The 14488-nt window shown below is 47.2% G+C and carries 11 protein-coding genes; 9 read left to right on the top strand and 2 right to left on the bottom strand.

Features of this window, described 5'->3' with window-relative positions:
• Positions 1–24 precede the first annotated feature (24 nt).
• Positions 25–1116 (top strand): YheC/YheD family endospore coat-associated protein, encoded by a 1092-nt coding sequence (locus tag PP175_RS15295; RefSeq protein ID WP_272439194.1) that lies wholly within the window; start codon positions 25–27, stop codon positions 1114–1116.
• Positions 1117–1207: 91 nt separating this feature from the next.
• On the opposite strand, the gene PP175_RS15290 is transcribed toward PP175_RS15295, so the two are convergent.
• Positions 1208–1825, bottom strand: coding sequence for a GerMN domain-containing protein (locus tag PP175_RS15290; protein WP_272439193.1), 618 nt, complete (start codon positions 1823–1825; stop codon positions 1208–1210).
• A 209-nt stretch (positions 1826–2034) separates the two neighbouring features.
• Between PP175_RS15290 and PP175_RS15285 the strand changes: the two genes are divergently transcribed.
• The 5 genes from PP175_RS15285 to PP175_RS15265 all read left to right on the top strand — a co-directional run bounded on the left by PP175_RS15285 (position 2035) and on the right by PP175_RS15265 (position 7910).
• The gene (locus PP175_RS15285) at positions 2035–2706 is read left to right on the top strand and encodes a LytTR family DNA-binding domain-containing protein (protein ID WP_272439192.1); all 672 of its coding nucleotides are present in this window, start codon (positions 2035–2037) and stop codon (positions 2704–2706) included.
• Between the two features lie 191 nt (positions 2707–2897).
• A complete protein-coding gene (locus PP175_RS15280; protein ID WP_272439191.1) occupies positions 2898–4436 on the top strand; it encodes a succinyl-CoA:acetate CoA-transferase ScpC in 1539 nt (512 codons plus the stop codon).
• Positions 4437–4694: 258 nt separating this feature from the next.
• Positions 4695–6809 carry an ATP-dependent helicase gene (locus tag PP175_RS15275; protein WP_272439190.1) on the top strand — a complete coding sequence of 705 codons (2115 nt, stop codon included), beginning with the start codon at positions 4695–4697 and terminating at the stop codon, positions 6807–6809.
• 22 nt (positions 6810–6831) lie between these two features.
• Complete coding sequence (locus PP175_RS15270) at positions 6832–7701, top strand: CvfB family protein (RefSeq protein WP_272439189.1); 870 nt, start codon at positions 6832–6834, stop codon at positions 7699–7701.
• The gene (locus PP175_RS15265; RefSeq protein WP_272439188.1) at positions 7668–7910 is read left to right on the top strand and encodes a hypothetical protein; all 243 of its coding nucleotides are present in this window, start codon (positions 7668–7670) and stop codon (positions 7908–7910) included. The genes PP175_RS15270 and PP175_RS15265 overlap by 34 nt, the downstream gene beginning before the upstream one ends.
• Here PP175_RS15265 and PP175_RS15260 read toward each other — a convergent pair.
• Positions 7907–8077: a hypothetical protein gene (locus PP175_RS15260; RefSeq protein WP_272439187.1), complete on the bottom strand. Its 171-nt coding sequence runs from the start codon at positions 8075–8077 to the stop codon at positions 7907–7909. The genes PP175_RS15265 and PP175_RS15260 overlap by 4 nt on opposite strands.
• A gap of 683 nt (positions 8078–8760) precedes the next feature.
• Between PP175_RS15260 and PP175_RS15255 the strand changes: the two genes are divergently transcribed.
• From PP175_RS15255 to PP175_RS15245, 3 genes are read left to right on the top strand one after another with little or no spacing between them, the layout of a single operon-like run.
• On the top strand, positions 8761–11163 hold the full coding sequence (locus PP175_RS15255; protein WP_272439186.1) for a 3-hydroxyacyl-CoA dehydrogenase/enoyl-CoA hydratase family protein: 2403 nt from the start codon (positions 8761–8763) through the stop codon (positions 11161–11163).
• Positions 11164–11176: 13 nt separating this feature from the next.
• Positions 11177–12358 (top strand): acetyl-CoA C-acyltransferase, encoded by a 1182-nt coding sequence (locus PP175_RS15250; RefSeq protein WP_272439185.1) that lies wholly within the window; start codon positions 11177–11179, stop codon positions 12356–12358.
• Positions 12359–12389: 31 nt separating this feature from the next.
• Complete coding sequence (locus PP175_RS15245; RefSeq protein ID WP_272439184.1) at positions 12390–14186, top strand: acyl-CoA dehydrogenase family protein; 1797 nt, start codon at positions 12390–12392, stop codon at positions 14184–14186.
• Positions 14187–14488 lie beyond the last annotated feature (302 nt).

Genomic DNA, 14488 nt, shown 5'->3' with positions numbered 1-14488 from the left:
ATTTGTCAGGCTGGGGGGCGTACAATGAATGTTCCTTACGTGGGAGTGTTGTTAAATAGATCAATGTTCAAAGGAATACCGACCGGAAAAACCCAAACAGAGAAGCTCGCCTTTTACGATGAAGGAGCGAAGAAGTATGGAGTGAAGCCCTGTTACTTTTGCCTTGAGGATGTCTCTCCCAAGCGTGACAGGGTTAAAGCTTATGTTAAAACTGCACAAAGCTACCAACTAATTGAAATACCGCTTCCTCCTATTATCCATAATCGTGCTCTTTATTTCTCCCGCATTGCAAAGAACAAAATCACTCAGCTGGCGGAACGGGGCATTATCATTTTTAACCGCTGGAACCGCTATGGAAAGCTGTATATTCACTCCCTGCTCGTTGAAGATCCTGCGATTGCTGATCATCTTCCTGAAACGGTCAGTGGTTCTCTGGACAATTTGCGTTATATGATGGGCAAACACCGGGCGCTTTTTCTGAAGCCGGATAGTGGAAGCATTGGCGCGGGGATTATGCGGATTGAGAAAAAGAAAAACAAATGGGTGCTTCCATATCGTGAAATGATCAATAATAAGCGCGTGTGGCTGCGCAAAGAATTCCAGCAGCAAATACCCTTGCGGATTCAACAGGCTTTTGAAAAACGTGCTTATCTTATCCAGGAGGCCCTGCCGCTTGCCGAGTATAAGAAGCGGCCATTTGATTTCCGGGTTTCCGTTCAGAGGAACTTCACCGGCGAATGGTCAATTACCGGGATTGTCGGCAAGGTAGCAAAAGCGGGCCACTACTTGAGCAATGTAGGTCAGGGTGGAAAGGTCTACACCATTCAACAGCTCCTGCAGGAGTATCCAAATTTAAAGGAACGTGAAGTTGTCCAGTCCATCACACAGCTTTCGCTGGCCATTGTCGAGCGCCTGAGCATGGTTTTGCCTGATCTGGCTGATGTCGGACTCGATATTGGTATTTCTAATGAAGGCTTTCCATTCTTCATTGAATGCAACGGACGAGACCAGCGGTATAGTTTTCGTAACGGCGCACTGCTAAAGGAGTGGAAGAATACGTATTCAAATCCGATGGGGTATGCACGATATCTTATGGAGATACAAGGCAGGTTATGAAGCCAGCCTTGCGCATGTAAACTTCCTATTTCTGGTAAAAAAACAAAAAAGGCCGTCCTTCTTAAAAAGGGCGGCCTTTTGCCAATTAGGGTTATTTCATCTGTTTTACCTGTGTTAAATCAAGCGGCTGTGCAGGTGTAGTGGTGTCCACGTGGCCCAGCAGCGATTCAATTTTTTTGCCATCAATTTCAAACATGGTGTCCTTAAATCCAAGCTGGTTCATAATCGTTGCTACTTGTTTAACAAGCAAATCCTCTCCAGTTGAACCCATATTGGCTGCTTTTTTAATGTTGGAAGAAAAGCTAACGACTGCGTTGTCTCCGTCTCTTTTTACAGACTGAATTTCAACGCTCGGTGGAAGCAAGCAGATTAGTTTTTTGTTTTGTGGGCCTTTTTGCCATTCTTTCAGAGCAAGCAGCGGCAGTTCATCAACTGTCTTGTACTGAATGGTGTGCATTTCTTTATATTGGTCCATTAAATTATCGTCCGTATAAATAAATGCCACTTGCTTTTGCTTTAGCGCATCAGGTTTTTTGATAGCGGTCTGGTTATGTTGTGCAGGTGTTGCTTGTTCAGTTGCAGGTTTTTCAGGAGTATTATTCTGTTGGGTCTGACCGCCATTTGCCTGCGAGCCGGTTGGAGCACTCGAGCAGCCTGCGGCCACCAGTATAGTCAGAAGCATCAAAAATAGTATCCTCGGTACACGCATAAGTTGTCCTCCCCTTCACATAATCATTTCCTATTCTTGCACATTACGTTTCCATTATAAACCTTCGGAAGACCTAATCTCCCTCTTAATAAATTAGACGAAAACGAAAGTCCTTTTGTTTAGTAAGAGTAAAATAATTTTTCTTACCCGGCATGTACATGGTATTATAGTAAGTATAGGAGATTTTGTCGAAAAGGGGAGAGGGAGAAGTGGACAAATCATCCGTTCGTGAGATTGTTGAGGCGATCAGTCAGGTTTTTCCGCAGGAGGCTTCGATAGCGATAGCGGACACATCCCGGTTTATTTATTATCAGCCAAGTAAAAGTATCGACCTAAAAATTAAGCCCGGTGATTCTCTCAAAGAAGGCACCGTTAGCCTGAGGGCTGTTCTAAACAGGGCAAAGGTCGCGCAATTGGTAGACGAGAAGCTGTTCGGCATGCCCTATTATGGAATGGGAATGCCTATTTTTAACGGTACAGACGCAGAAGGGTGCATAACAGCCATATTCCCTCCGTTTGGCGGCCCAGACGTGGAGAAGCTTCCCAAACACAATTTCTTAATCGGGAGAACCGAGGACAAGTGGATTCCAATACAGCTTGCTAGAATCAACTTTATTGAATCAGACAAAGGAAAAACGCTGCTGTATACCGAGGATGGCGTATACGTGAATAAATATACCCTGGTTGAGCTCGAAAGGATACTCCCGCGAGATAAATTTATCCGCATTCATCGCGCCTACATTGTAAATGTGAATGCCATCCGTGAAATTCATCCCGATTTTCACTCCACCTTCCTGCTTGTTATAAGGGATGGAAAAAAAAGCAAAGTGCCTGTCAGCCAGAAGTACGCCAGCGTATTTCGCAGGATGATGGGATTCTAAAAGCCGCTCGGTGCATGCTCTGACGGCTATTATTAAATTCGAATGTAAAGGCTTACCTTTATTTTTTTCTATTTTATCGCCATTTTCGCTGCTTTGTCCTATTTTCAAGGCAAGTCAGCATTAGGCGTGCTACTGTATATATTAAGAATATTATACACGATTAGCCGGTTAGGACAGGAGGCGGTTTAAGGATGATAGAAAGTCGTTTGCGTAGTAGTGAATTAATGAATAGAATCGTCACAGCAGAAGAAGCTGCAACATGGATTCATCACGGCATGACGGTCGGCCTCAGTGGGTTTACCCAGGCTGGTGACGCAAAGGTTGTGCCGCGGGCGCTTGTGGACCGCGTTAAGAAGGAAAACTTGCACCCTTTTAAAATTAATGTGTATACAGGCGCATCAATAAATTCGGAAGTAGACGGCATTATGGCGGAAGCCGGGATTATCCATAAAAGGCTTCCTTTCCAATCTGAAAAAAGAATGCGAGCTAAGATAAATGAAGGTGAGGTTCTTTTTGTTGACCAGCATCTGTCCCATACCGCAGAACTAATCCGGTCGGATTTTCTGCCTATTGATATCGCAATTGTGGAAGCGGTTGCAATAACGGAGGAGGGGTATATTGTACCGAGCACTTCGGTAGGCAATTCGTACAGCTTCGTGCAAAAAGCAAAAGAAATTATTGTGGAGTTGAACTTATCACAGCCTGCTGAGCTGGAAGGTGTGCATGACTTATACGAACCAGGTAAGCAAGGCGAGCGCCAGCCAATCCCCCTCATCAATGTGGACCAGCGAATCGGCATTCCTTACCTGCCTGTCCCGCCGGAGAAAATAAAAGGGATTGTATTTACGGACCAGCGCGATATAACATCCAAAATTGTAAAGCCGGATGAAGAAACGGCTGTTATCGCCGACTATCTTATTGGGTTCCTGCGCGAGGAAGTAAAAGCGGGCCGGCTGGGTCCGAACCTGGCACCCATGCAGTCAGGCGTCGGCTCGGTTGCAAATGCGGTGTTCCATGGCTTTCTAAACTCAGAGTTTACGGATCTAGAGGTCTACTCAGAAGTTCTGCAAGATGCGGTGTTTGACTTATTGGATGCAGGGAAAGTGAGGTTTGCTTCCTGCTGCTCGATTACACTGTCGCCGGAGAAAATTGATAAAGTACTGAATAATTTCGGCCATTACAGCGATCGACTTATGCTAAGGCCCCAGGAAATCTCGAACCATCCGGAAATTGTCCGCCGTCTAGGACTTATCGCCATTAATACAGCCCTTGAAGCCGATATCTATGGAAATGTTAACTCTACGCATGTCAACGGGTCAAAAATGATGAACGGCATCGGAGGTTCGGGAGACTTTGCCCGCAATTCTCGGCTAGGCATTTTTGTAACCAAATCAACAGCGAAAAATGGGTTGATTTCGAGCATTGTGCCGTTTGCCTCTCACGTTGACCACACGGAACACGACGTAGATGTGATTGTGACAGAGCAGGGGATTGCAGACCTGCGCGGGCTGGCTCCAAGAGAACGAGCGGTGCGCATCATCGAAAATTGTGCACACCCAACTTACCGCCCCATGCTTATGGCGTACTTTGAAGAGGCGTGCAAGCGGGGCGGACAAACGCCGCATGTGCTTGAGAAGGCACTGTCCTGGCATATCCGCTATGCTGAGACCGGTTCGATGTTGGAGAGCAGCCACTTTGAAGCGGATAAGAATGACCCGGTAAATATATAGACAGAAAGCTAGACAAATAGAGATAAACAAAAAAACAGATAGATAGAAAATATAAACAGAGTGGAGAAACTTCGGATAGATTAGAATGGCCCGCTATATATCACCCTTTACCCTGGGTGGCATTGGCGGGCCTATTCCATGTGATTCAACAAAAGGTATATTTTATTTGATAAGAATGAAAGTTTTTTTCTACTTCTTTCTCTTTTGGATCATTTCCTGTATAGTGGAAGATAGCACTGTATATGGGAGTTTTTTTACATGATAGAGACTACACAATTACTGCAAAGCATGGACCGCATGCCGCCAGGGATTGCGCAAGGCGCTATTCCGCTGGCAGAACTGTCAAGTTCACTTACGTCGGAAGAACTTGTAGGGAATCATGAGGCCGATGCTTTTTTCTTTCGTTCACTGGAAGCAAGCAATATTCGGTTAAATAAGGCGCAAGTAGAAGCTGTCAGGGCTTGCGATGGATCTGTACTCATTAATGCGGGCGCCGGCAGTGGAAAAACAACCGTGCTTACATGCAGGACGGCCTACCTCATGCTTGTACGAAAAGTCCCCCCGCAGAATATTGTGTTAGTTACTTTTACGAGACAAGCAGCAGGCCAAATGAAGGACAGGCTGAAGAGTATTCCAGGCATAACCCCCGGCATGGTAAACAAAATTATCATTGGCACTTTTCATTCTTTGGCGCGTACCATTTATTTTCATAAGCTAACCAATAAACCGCGCATTATGAGTGAGAAGCAGAAAGAATTTCTGGTTGGGCAGATCACCCGCGAGCTTGCGGTGGGAGAGCAGTATGAATCAGAAACGCTGCTTGCTTTGTTTGCCCATATAAAAAACGGGATGTACTGGAGAAATAGGGAACTGAATGAGCAGGCCCAGGAGTTGGTGAAGCAGGATGTACGGGACGTCTTCCGCAGTTACGAATCGTACAAGCTGGAAAATGAACTCCTCGATTTTGAGGACTTAATCACCGGGTGTATTGATGTGCTTGAGCAGCACCAATCATACCTGCAAAGCCTGCGCAAGCGGATGGAATATATCATGGTAGATGAATACCAAGATACAAACTATGCACAATATGAAATGATTAGGCTGTTGGCGGAAGAATCCAATCTCTGTGTGGTTGGAGACCCGGACCAGGCGATTTATGGGTGGAGGGGGGCCGATCCTTCCATTATTCTAAAGTTCCCCGAGGTATATCCAGACTGCAGTCGCGTCACACTTGATATTAATTACCGCTCACCCGGTGGGGTAGTCGGGTTAGGGAATGAGATAATTCGCCACAATACACGGCGATTTGATAAGAAGTTAAAGGTTACACAAAGGGATTCCAGTATGCCGATGTACTGGCAGCCAAAATCAGTGGAGAGAGAAGCCGATGATGTTTTGCAGCTTATTCAACAGCTGGTGAAAGCGGATGGGTATCGCTACCATGACATCGCGGTGTTGTATCGGACCCACAGTACGGCGCGCACATTATATGAACGGCTCCTGATGAGCGGTCTTCCTTTTACCACACACCGGGACGAACCGACTTTCTATGAATTGTCCACCATTAGGCCGGTGCTTGATTTTCTGCGGCTTTCTCTGGACCCATACAATGAGAAAGCGCTCGAAGGAGTCCTCCCGTGCCTGTATATAAGTAAGGCTAAATTTATGAAAGAACTGCAGATTCTTTCTATTCAGAGGGGCATCTCTTACATAGATGCACTCGGCGAACTGGACTTGCCCGCATACCAGAAACGCAGGCTACGGGAAGAGAGAGTTCCATGGATCAAAAGCATTAGCCGCGTTACACCCCTGCAGGCAGTAAAGGAGATTCGCAATGAACCAGGCGGGGGTTACGATAAGTTCCTCGGCAGCCAGGAAGACGGGGCGGTTACGTATCATAAAGAAATCATGCGCGATGATCTCTCAGAGCTCGAAGATGCTGTGAAGGGATTTCAAACGGTGCCTGAATTTCTGTCGTATGTGGACCGTGTTATTCGCGAGAGGGAATCTCGAAAACAACAGAAGGATACGGATACCCGGCAGGGAATCACGCTCCAGACGATTCACAGCGCAAAAGGATTGGAGTACCCGGTTGTCATTCTCATTGGCATGATCGACGGCGTGCTGCCCCACAGTATTGCGGTAAGCCCTGAGGATAAACCAGATATCTGGCTTCAAGCTAAAGAGGGGGAACTGCTGCTGGAAGCAATGGAAGAAGAGCGGCGGCTGGCGTATGTTGCGGTTACAAGGGCGAAGAAAATGCTCTATATAAGCACGCCTGCTTATTTTCGGGGCAAGCCGTCCGCTGTATCTCCTTTTATAAAAGAAGCATTTCAGGCGGGAAAATCAGCAATTGCCGGGACATCACGCTGATCATAAGGAGGATGCAAGAAATATGTTAGAAGCAGGAACCAAAGTAACATTAAAAGTTGAACGTGAAGCGCCATTCGGGTATTTCCTGTCTGACGGAAAGACAGATGTACTCCTGCATGAAAGTGAAATAAAGGAAGAGGATATTGCGATTGGTGATGAAGTCGAAGTCTACCTTTATTATGATAATCAGGACCGCCTGGCAGCAACGCAGCTTACCCCTTTTATTGAGCTTGGTGAATTTGGTTGGCTTGAGGTTGTAGACATTCATCCGAGAATGGGAGCTTTTTTAAATATTGGATTTAAAAAAGACGTGCTTTTACCGGCCGACCAGCTGCCTGAAATGAAAGATAAGTGGCCCCAGGCAGGTGACCGGGTGTATGTACAGTTGGAGCATGATCGCCAGGGCCGGCTGCTCGCTGTACTCGGCAAAGAGGAAGATTTTGTTGAAATTAGCGAGCCGGCTGACCAGAGCCTGTTTAATAAAGATGTCTCCGGTTACATTTATAAAATTATCAAAATCGGGGCTTTCCTCATGACCGAGGGCCAACACCTCGCGTTCCTTCACAGGGATGAAACGAATGAACCGCTGCGGGTCGGACAGAAGATCACCGCCAGAGTTTCCCGCGTGCGGGACGAAGATGGCCGCCTAAACCTGACGATGCGCGAGCGTAAGGAAGTAAGTTACAGCCAGGATGCGGAAAAGATTTATCAGTACATCAAGAATCGTGGCACGCGCATGCCATACACGGATAAAACGGACCCGGAAATTATTAAAGAAAAGTTCGATATCAGCAAGGCCGCGTTTAAGAGAGCGATTGGCAAGCTTATGAAAGAGCGGCGCGTATACCAGGAGAATGGGTGGACCATTCTCAGCGAAGAAAAAAAGGAGTAGAAGGCAGTGAGAAAAACATCGCGGGCCATGCCGCTCTCTCCTTTCCCCACGTAGAAGCTTTTACGGCCGCTTTGTGGAACGAGGTCCCATTTAAAAAATTGCTCAACGCACTTCAATACGTTAAAGCAAAATATACTTTCCTATACGATAAGAAAGCCGGCAGCTGGTCGCTTCCCTGGAAGCAACAACTGCCGGCTTTTATCAGCTAACAGGCCGATGTATTTCCACCGTTTAATTGAAAACCGCCTCCGAAATGTGAGGAGGTATAATCGAGTTCAGCATCCTGAACGGTTGAATGGACCATCGGATCGATTGCAATCCGGATACCATCAATTTCTTCTATTATATCCTGGTCATATGGCTCTTCCAGAGCCATCGTTACTTTCGGGCCTCCTCAGCCATATCCGCCAAAAAATATGCGCAGGCAGCTGATGTTCTCCTCTTCAAAGAGGCGCAAAACTTCAGCTTTTGCCGGTTCGCTAATTCTCATTACTGTGTCATCTCCTTTTTCTGTTTATTATAATACCCTACAATGTGTGGAGATGTAACACTAAAACTGTCTCAAGGTATTGGAGCTGAGTCTGAAGTTACGTAGGCGGAAATAAAAGAGAGCGGAGATAAAAGGCAACAATTGTTGCGGTAGTCAGTACCGCGCTCCATTTAACCAGTCGTGAATGCAACTTCGGGTGAGCACCTGACAAGGGGGTCGAACCGTAAACAAGTAAAAGAATCGAAAACAGGGCTGAAACAGCCAGTAATAAATCTAGCAGGAATCCGGCCAACGGTGTGCCTCCCTTTAAATTTAATGGTTGTCTTTTAAGCATATGAATGTCAGCTCAGCACATGACCTATTAAAAAGGATATAAAAAAAGGGCTGGAAAATCTTGCACAAATATATTACAATAATAATCAGAAGATTACCGCTTAACTTTATTTAATGAATTTATGAATGAGTATTCATTCAAACTAATATGCCGCTGTTTAATCAGGGGTTTTTCATTCGACAACAATTGATTGAATGTTCATTCATTACATACTTGTCTCTGAGGAGGTAGTAAGATGGAGAGGCGTATACAAAAAGCCGCCGTACTCGGCTCGGGTGTTATGGGAGCTGCCATTGCAGCCCATCTGGCCAACGCTGGCATTCAAACACTGCTGTTGGACATCGTTCCTAACAAGCTAACTGAAAAGGAAGAGGCGAAGGGATTAACCCTAGAACATTCCGTTGTTCGAAACCGGATTGCAGCAGAAGCAAAGGAACGTTTGCTTAAAGTAAAGCCGGCACCGCTTTTCGTACAGAAGTACGCCGAACTAATCGCACCCGGTAATCTGGAAGATGATTTATCTCAGCTTAAAGAAGTCGATTGGATTATTGAAGCTATCGTTGAAAATCTTGGAATAAAACAACAGCTGTTTGCGCGGGTTGAGCAGAATTGGAGTGAAGGGACGATTGTTAGTTCCAACACGTCCGGTGTTTCGATCAACAGCATGGTAGAAGGACGAGGTGAAGCCTTCCGCAAGCACTTTCTTGGAACCCACTTCTTCAACCCGCCACGCTACATGAAACTGCTGGAGATTATCCCCGGGAGCGATACCGCTAAAAATGTTATCGCTTACATGAAAAAGTTTGGTGAACGCACGCTTGGCAAGGGTGTTGTACTAGCCAAGGATACCCCTAATTTCATCGGCAACCGGATTGGCGTTTACGGCCTCATGGTTACAGTCGCTGAAATGGTGCGGGGAGGCTGGACGATTGAACAGGTAGATGCAATGACGGGTGCGGCTGTTGGGCATCCCAAAAGCGCTACCTTCCGAACACTTGATATGGTTGGACTGGATACGTTTGTCCACGTGGCCAACAATGTACACAACCTTGTTCAAGACCAGGCGGAAAAACAAATTTTTGTCGTACCTGAAATGCTTACCAAGCTTGTGGAGAATGGCTGGCTTGGTGATAAACGCGGGCAAGGCTTCTACCAGAAGAAGAAAACCGCGAAAGGCAGAGAACTTAACGTTTTAGATTACCATACGTTTGAATATGTACCGGTTAAGAAAGAAAAGCTTGCTGCAGTTGAACAGGCGAAACAGGCCGGGGGGCTAAGAAAGAGAATCGCTGCCCTTGCTTACAGCCATTCAAGGGAAGGTGAGTTTACCTGGAACGTTTTGAAGAAGGTGCTTCTGTATTCTGCCAGTAAGGTACCGGAGATCGCAGATGATATCGTCAATGTCGACCGTGCGATGAAGTGGGGCTTTAACTGGGAACTTGGTCCGTTTGAAACATGGGACGCACTTGGCGTACGCAAATCCGTTGAGCGGATGAAGCAGGAAGGCGAAACAATCCCGCAGTGGGTCGAGGAAATGCTGGCTTCCGGCATGGAGTCCTTTTACGAGGAAGAAGGCGGAAAGAAATATTTCCACGCCCTTACAGGGGAGCGAGCCGAAGAAGAGGCTTCACGCCAGGTTATGAGCCTGAAAGCCTTCAAGAAGAGCGGGACCGTCTTATCGAATTCAGGTGCGAGCTTGATTGACATCGGAGACGGGGTAGCGTGTCTGGAATTTCATTCACCGAACAATGCGATCGGATTCGATATTATTGAGATGCTCTACAAGTCACTGGATGAAGTGGAACGAAACTACCGTGGGCTTGTTATCACGAATGAAGCAAAAAATTTCTGCGTTGGCGCGAATTTAATGATGATACTCATGGAAGCCCAAGATGATAACTGGGATGATATCAATCACCTTGTGAAGCGTTTCCAGCATGCCTCACTGGCTATTAAATATTCGAAAAAGCCTGTAGTTGCTGCTCCATTTGGCATGACGCTTGGCGGAGGCGCGGAGATTTGCCTGCCGGCGGCAAAGATTCAGGCGAATGCGGAGACTTACATGGGTCTTGTTGAAGTTGGGGTAGGCGTGATACCAGGTGGTGCGGGCACGAAAGAGGTTCTTTTACGCACTACACAGGAAGTGGATCGCATCGATAATAAAGCAGATTTAACGCCATTTGTGATTAAAGCATTTGAGAAGATTGCGATGGCGAAAGTATCGACAAGTGCAGAGGAGGCGCGTGAGCTTGGCTTTTTACGCAGAGGAGACCAGGTGACGATGAATCGCGATCACTTGTTATACGACGCCAAGCAGTCGGTGCTCGCACTTGATGCCACTGGTTACCAGCCCCCTCGCAAAGAGCGTGTGCGTGTGGTGGGGCGTGACGGGAAGGCCGTTCTGCAAATCGGCGCTTATACGATGCGCGAGAGTGGGTATATCAGTGAACATGACTTGAAAATTGCCAATAAACTGGCGCATGTTCTTGCAGGTGGCGATGTGAACCGGAATATGTATGTTACAGAGGAATACCTGCTTGATCTGGAGCGCGAAGCGTTCTTAAGCCTTTGCGGCGAGCCAAAAAGCCAGCAAAGAATGCAGTATATGTTAACGAAAGGCAAACCACTGCGCAATTAGGAGGGGATCGATCATGAGGGAAGCTGTCATTGTATCGGCGGTGCGAACCGCCGTTGGAAAAGCGCCTAAGGGTGCTCTGCGAAACACCCGGCCGGAAGACCTTGGCGCAGCTGTATTAAAGGATGTGATTAAGCGTGCTCCGGGTGTGGATCCAGGCATGATAGATGATGTTGTAATCGGCTGTGCGATGCCTGAGGGGGAACAGGGGTTAAACATGGCCCGGATTATCTCTGTGTATGCCGGGTATCCGACCACAGTGCCTGCTTTTACGATTAACCGGTTCTGTTCTTCCGGGCTGCAGTCCATTGCCATTGCTGCGGAAAAAATCATGTGCGGCTTTGCGGATGTCGTTGTCGCCGGCGGTGTAGAAAGCATGAGCCATGTGCCTATGACCGGCTATAAAATGGCGCCACACCCGGACATTGTGGAGCAATATCCTGAAATTTATATCAGCATGGGCCACACGGCAGAGAATGTTGCTGAACGCTTCCATGTTTCGCGTGCAGATATGGATGATTTCGCTACCCGGAGCCATGCAAAGGCAGAGCGCGCGATTCGCGATGGGAAATTTAAAGACGAAATTGTGCCGCTTACGCTGAAAGAGAGGTATTTCGACAGCCAGGGGCGCCTGCAAATAAGCAAAATGGTTTTCGATACGGATGAAGGGGTACGCCCTGGAACTAGTGTGGAATCGCTGGCGAATTTAAAATCACCGTTCCGCGGCGGCGGAAACGTAACAGCAGGCAACGCGTCGCAGATGAGTGACGGCGCAGCTGCAGTGCTCCTCATGTCCCGGGAAAAAGCAGATGAACTTGGCCTTAAGCCGCTTGCCATATTCCGGTCGTTCGCGGTAGGTGGTGTTGATCCTGTAATTATGGGTGTAGGCCCTGTTGTCGCCATCCCAAAGGCGTTGAAACTCGCTGGCATTACCCAGGATCAGGTTGACCTGTTTGAAATTAATGAAGCTTTTGCTTCGCAGGCGCTGCATGTTGTACGCCATCTGGAGATTGATCCGCATAAAGTGAATGTGAACGGCGGCGCAATCGCGCTCGGCCATCCGCTCGGCTGCACGGGCACGAAGTTAACCGTTTCCCTTTCTTATGAGGCAGCCCGCCGCGGCGCCAAGTATGGAGTTGTGTCCATGTGTATCGGCGGCGGTATGGGGGCTGCAGGCGTCTTTGAATTTGTAAATTGAGCATTTTGTTAACATACAAGGAGGAATTCAAATGAGCGAACAAAAAACTTTCCCCAAAGGCGGACAATTCCTGCTGGAAGAAATCGATTTTCAAAATGTATTTACACCGGAGGATTTTACGGAAGAACAAAAGATGATTGCCCGCACAACCCGCGACTTTGTTGCTGGAGAAGTGGAGCCGAAACACGAAGAGATTGAAAAGCTTGATTATGAACTGACCGTGAAACTGCTTCGCCAGGCAGGCGATCTTGGCCTGTTAAGCGCCGATATTCCAGAAGCTTTTGGCGGGCTTGCATTGGATAAGATTAGTTCCAGCCTTATCGGAGAAAATATGACGCGCGGCGGGTCTTTCGCGCTAAGCCATGGTGCCCACATCGGAATTGGTACCTTGCCGATTGTCTTCTTCGGTACAAAAGAACAGAAAGAGAATTATCTGCCGGCACTAGCAACCGGTGAAAAAATCGCGGCTTACTGCTTAACTGAGCCTTCGTCTGGTTCAGACGCACTGGGCGCGAAAACAACCGCTGTTCTAAACGCGGAGGGAACGCATTACATTCTCAACGGTTCCAAGCAGTTTATTACAAATGCTGGATTTGCTGATGTATTTATTGTCTATGCTAAAGTCGATGGAGAGAAATTTACAGCCTTCATTGTTGAGCGTGGATTCAATGGGGTAAGCACAGGACCGGAAGAAAAGAAAATGGGCATTAAAGGATCGTCCACTCGCCCGCTCATCCTTGAAGACGTGGCAGTGCCTGTAGAGAATTTGCTTGGAGAAATTGGTAAAGGCCATCAGATTGCCTTTAACATCCTAAATATTGGGCGTTATAAACTAGGCGTTGGCGGCGTTGGTTCCACTAAACTTGGCGTAGAGCTGGCAGTTAAATACGCGAAGGAGCGCAAGCAGTTCAATACACCTATCGCAAGCTTTCCGCTTATTCAGAATAAGCTTGCAAACATGGCGATTCGCACTTACGTAAACGAAAGCTTAACGTATCGTACCGGAGCCTATCTGGATGAGGCAGTAAAAGATCTTAATCTTGACGAATACGCCGGCAACGAGGCGGCAAAAGCGATTGAAGAGCATGCAGTGGAATATTCCATTTGTAAAGTATTTGGATCGGAGGCGCTTGATTTTGTGGCGGACGAAGCCGTACAAATCCATGGTGGTTACGGCTTCATTCAGGAATACGCAGTGGAACAAATGTACCGCGATTCCCGTATTAACCGTATCTTTGAAGGAACAAATGAAATTAATCGCCTGCTGATCCCGGGCACCATTCTAAAACGCGCGCTGAAAGGCCGCCTTGCTCTCATGCCCGCACTGGAGTCGCTGCAAAAAGAGTTAACAAGCTATGTGCCACCTGTTACACTTGAGGAAACAGGAGAAGTACTCTCAGCGGAAACGAAAATGCTTGAATTAGCCAAGAAAGTATTTTTGATGGCAGGCGGCGTAGCCGTTCAGAAATATATGCAAAACATCGAGCAGCAGCAGGAAATTCTTAGCAACCTGGCTGACCTTGTCATCACCATTTATGCAGCAGAGTCCGCACTTCTGCGGGCTAAGAAAACAGCTACAGCTAAAGGTGAAGAAGCAGCCCGCCTCCAAATTGAAATGACCCGTGCGTATTTCCACGATGTATGGGGCAATATCGAAAAATGGTCGAAAGAAGTCCTGGTTGCCGCAAGTGAAGGCGATATGCAGCGTACCCAGCTTTCTATTCTGAAAAAGCTTCTTCGTGTTCAGCCCATTGATACCATCTCGCTTAAGCGCAGCATTGCAGCTGCTGTTATCGAAGCAGAACAATACGTTACCTCGGCGAAATAATAAGAAGTGGGCAGGGTAACCTGCCTACTTTTCCATCCATAAAGAAATTATATGTTACTTTAAAGTGTTAAAAGTAATTGTTATTTCTTAAATGGGGACCGTATGGTCCCCAAAACGCTAAAGAAAAACACATCGCGAGGCAATGCCGGCTCCTTTCTTTCCCCTTGAGGAGCGTCTGGAACAGAAGGCGAAAAAGACCTTCAACCGTCTCCATCATTGAGATACTCAAATATTTTGCCGGTCCGCCCGTCGTCACAGAAAGCGGCCGAAAAACTTCCGCGGGGGGAAAGGAGAGAGCGGCA

Origin of the sequence: Aneurinibacillus sp. Ricciae_BoGa-3 (assembly GCF_028421645.1) — a bacterium.
In the GTDB taxonomy this organism is placed as follows: domain Bacteria; phylum Bacillota; class Bacilli; order Aneurinibacillales; family Aneurinibacillaceae; genus Aneurinibacillus_B.
This window is presented reverse-complemented; position numbering and strand designations above follow the sequence as displayed.

What these genes read in the sequence shown, in the direction of transcription:
- PP175_RS15275 (WP_272439190.1), top strand. Translation starts at nt 4,695, where the DNA reads ATGATAGAGACTACACAATTACTGCAAAGCATGGACCGCATGCCGCCA.
- PP175_RS15290 (WP_272439193.1), bottom strand. Translation starts at nt 1,825, where the DNA reads ATGCGTGTACCGAGGATACTATTTTTGATGCTTCTGACTATACTGGTG.
- PP175_RS15270 (WP_272439189.1), top strand. Translation starts at nt 6,832, where the DNA reads ATGTTAGAAGCAGGAACCAAAGTAACATTAAAAGTTGAACGTGAAGCG.
- PP175_RS15245 (WP_272439184.1), top strand. Translation starts at nt 12,390, where the DNA reads ATGAGCGAACAAAAAACTTTCCCCAAAGGCGGACAATTCCTGCTGGAA.
- PP175_RS15250 (WP_272439185.1), top strand. Translation starts at nt 11,177, where the DNA reads ATGAGGGAAGCTGTCATTGTATCGGCGGTGCGAACCGCCGTTGGAAAA.
- PP175_RS15255 (WP_272439186.1), top strand. Translation starts at nt 8,761, where the DNA reads ATGGAGAGGCGTATACAAAAAGCCGCCGTACTCGGCTCGGGTGTTATG.
- PP175_RS15280 (WP_272439191.1), top strand. Translation starts at nt 2,898, where the DNA reads ATGATAGAAAGTCGTTTGCGTAGTAGTGAATTAATGAATAGAATCGTC.
- PP175_RS15295 (WP_272439194.1), top strand. Translation starts at nt 25, where the DNA reads ATGAATGTTCCTTACGTGGGAGTGTTGTTAAATAGATCAATGTTCAAA.
- PP175_RS15260 (WP_272439187.1), bottom strand. Translation starts at nt 8,077, where the DNA reads ATGGCTCTGGAAGAGCCATATGACCAGGATATAATAGAAGAAATTGAT.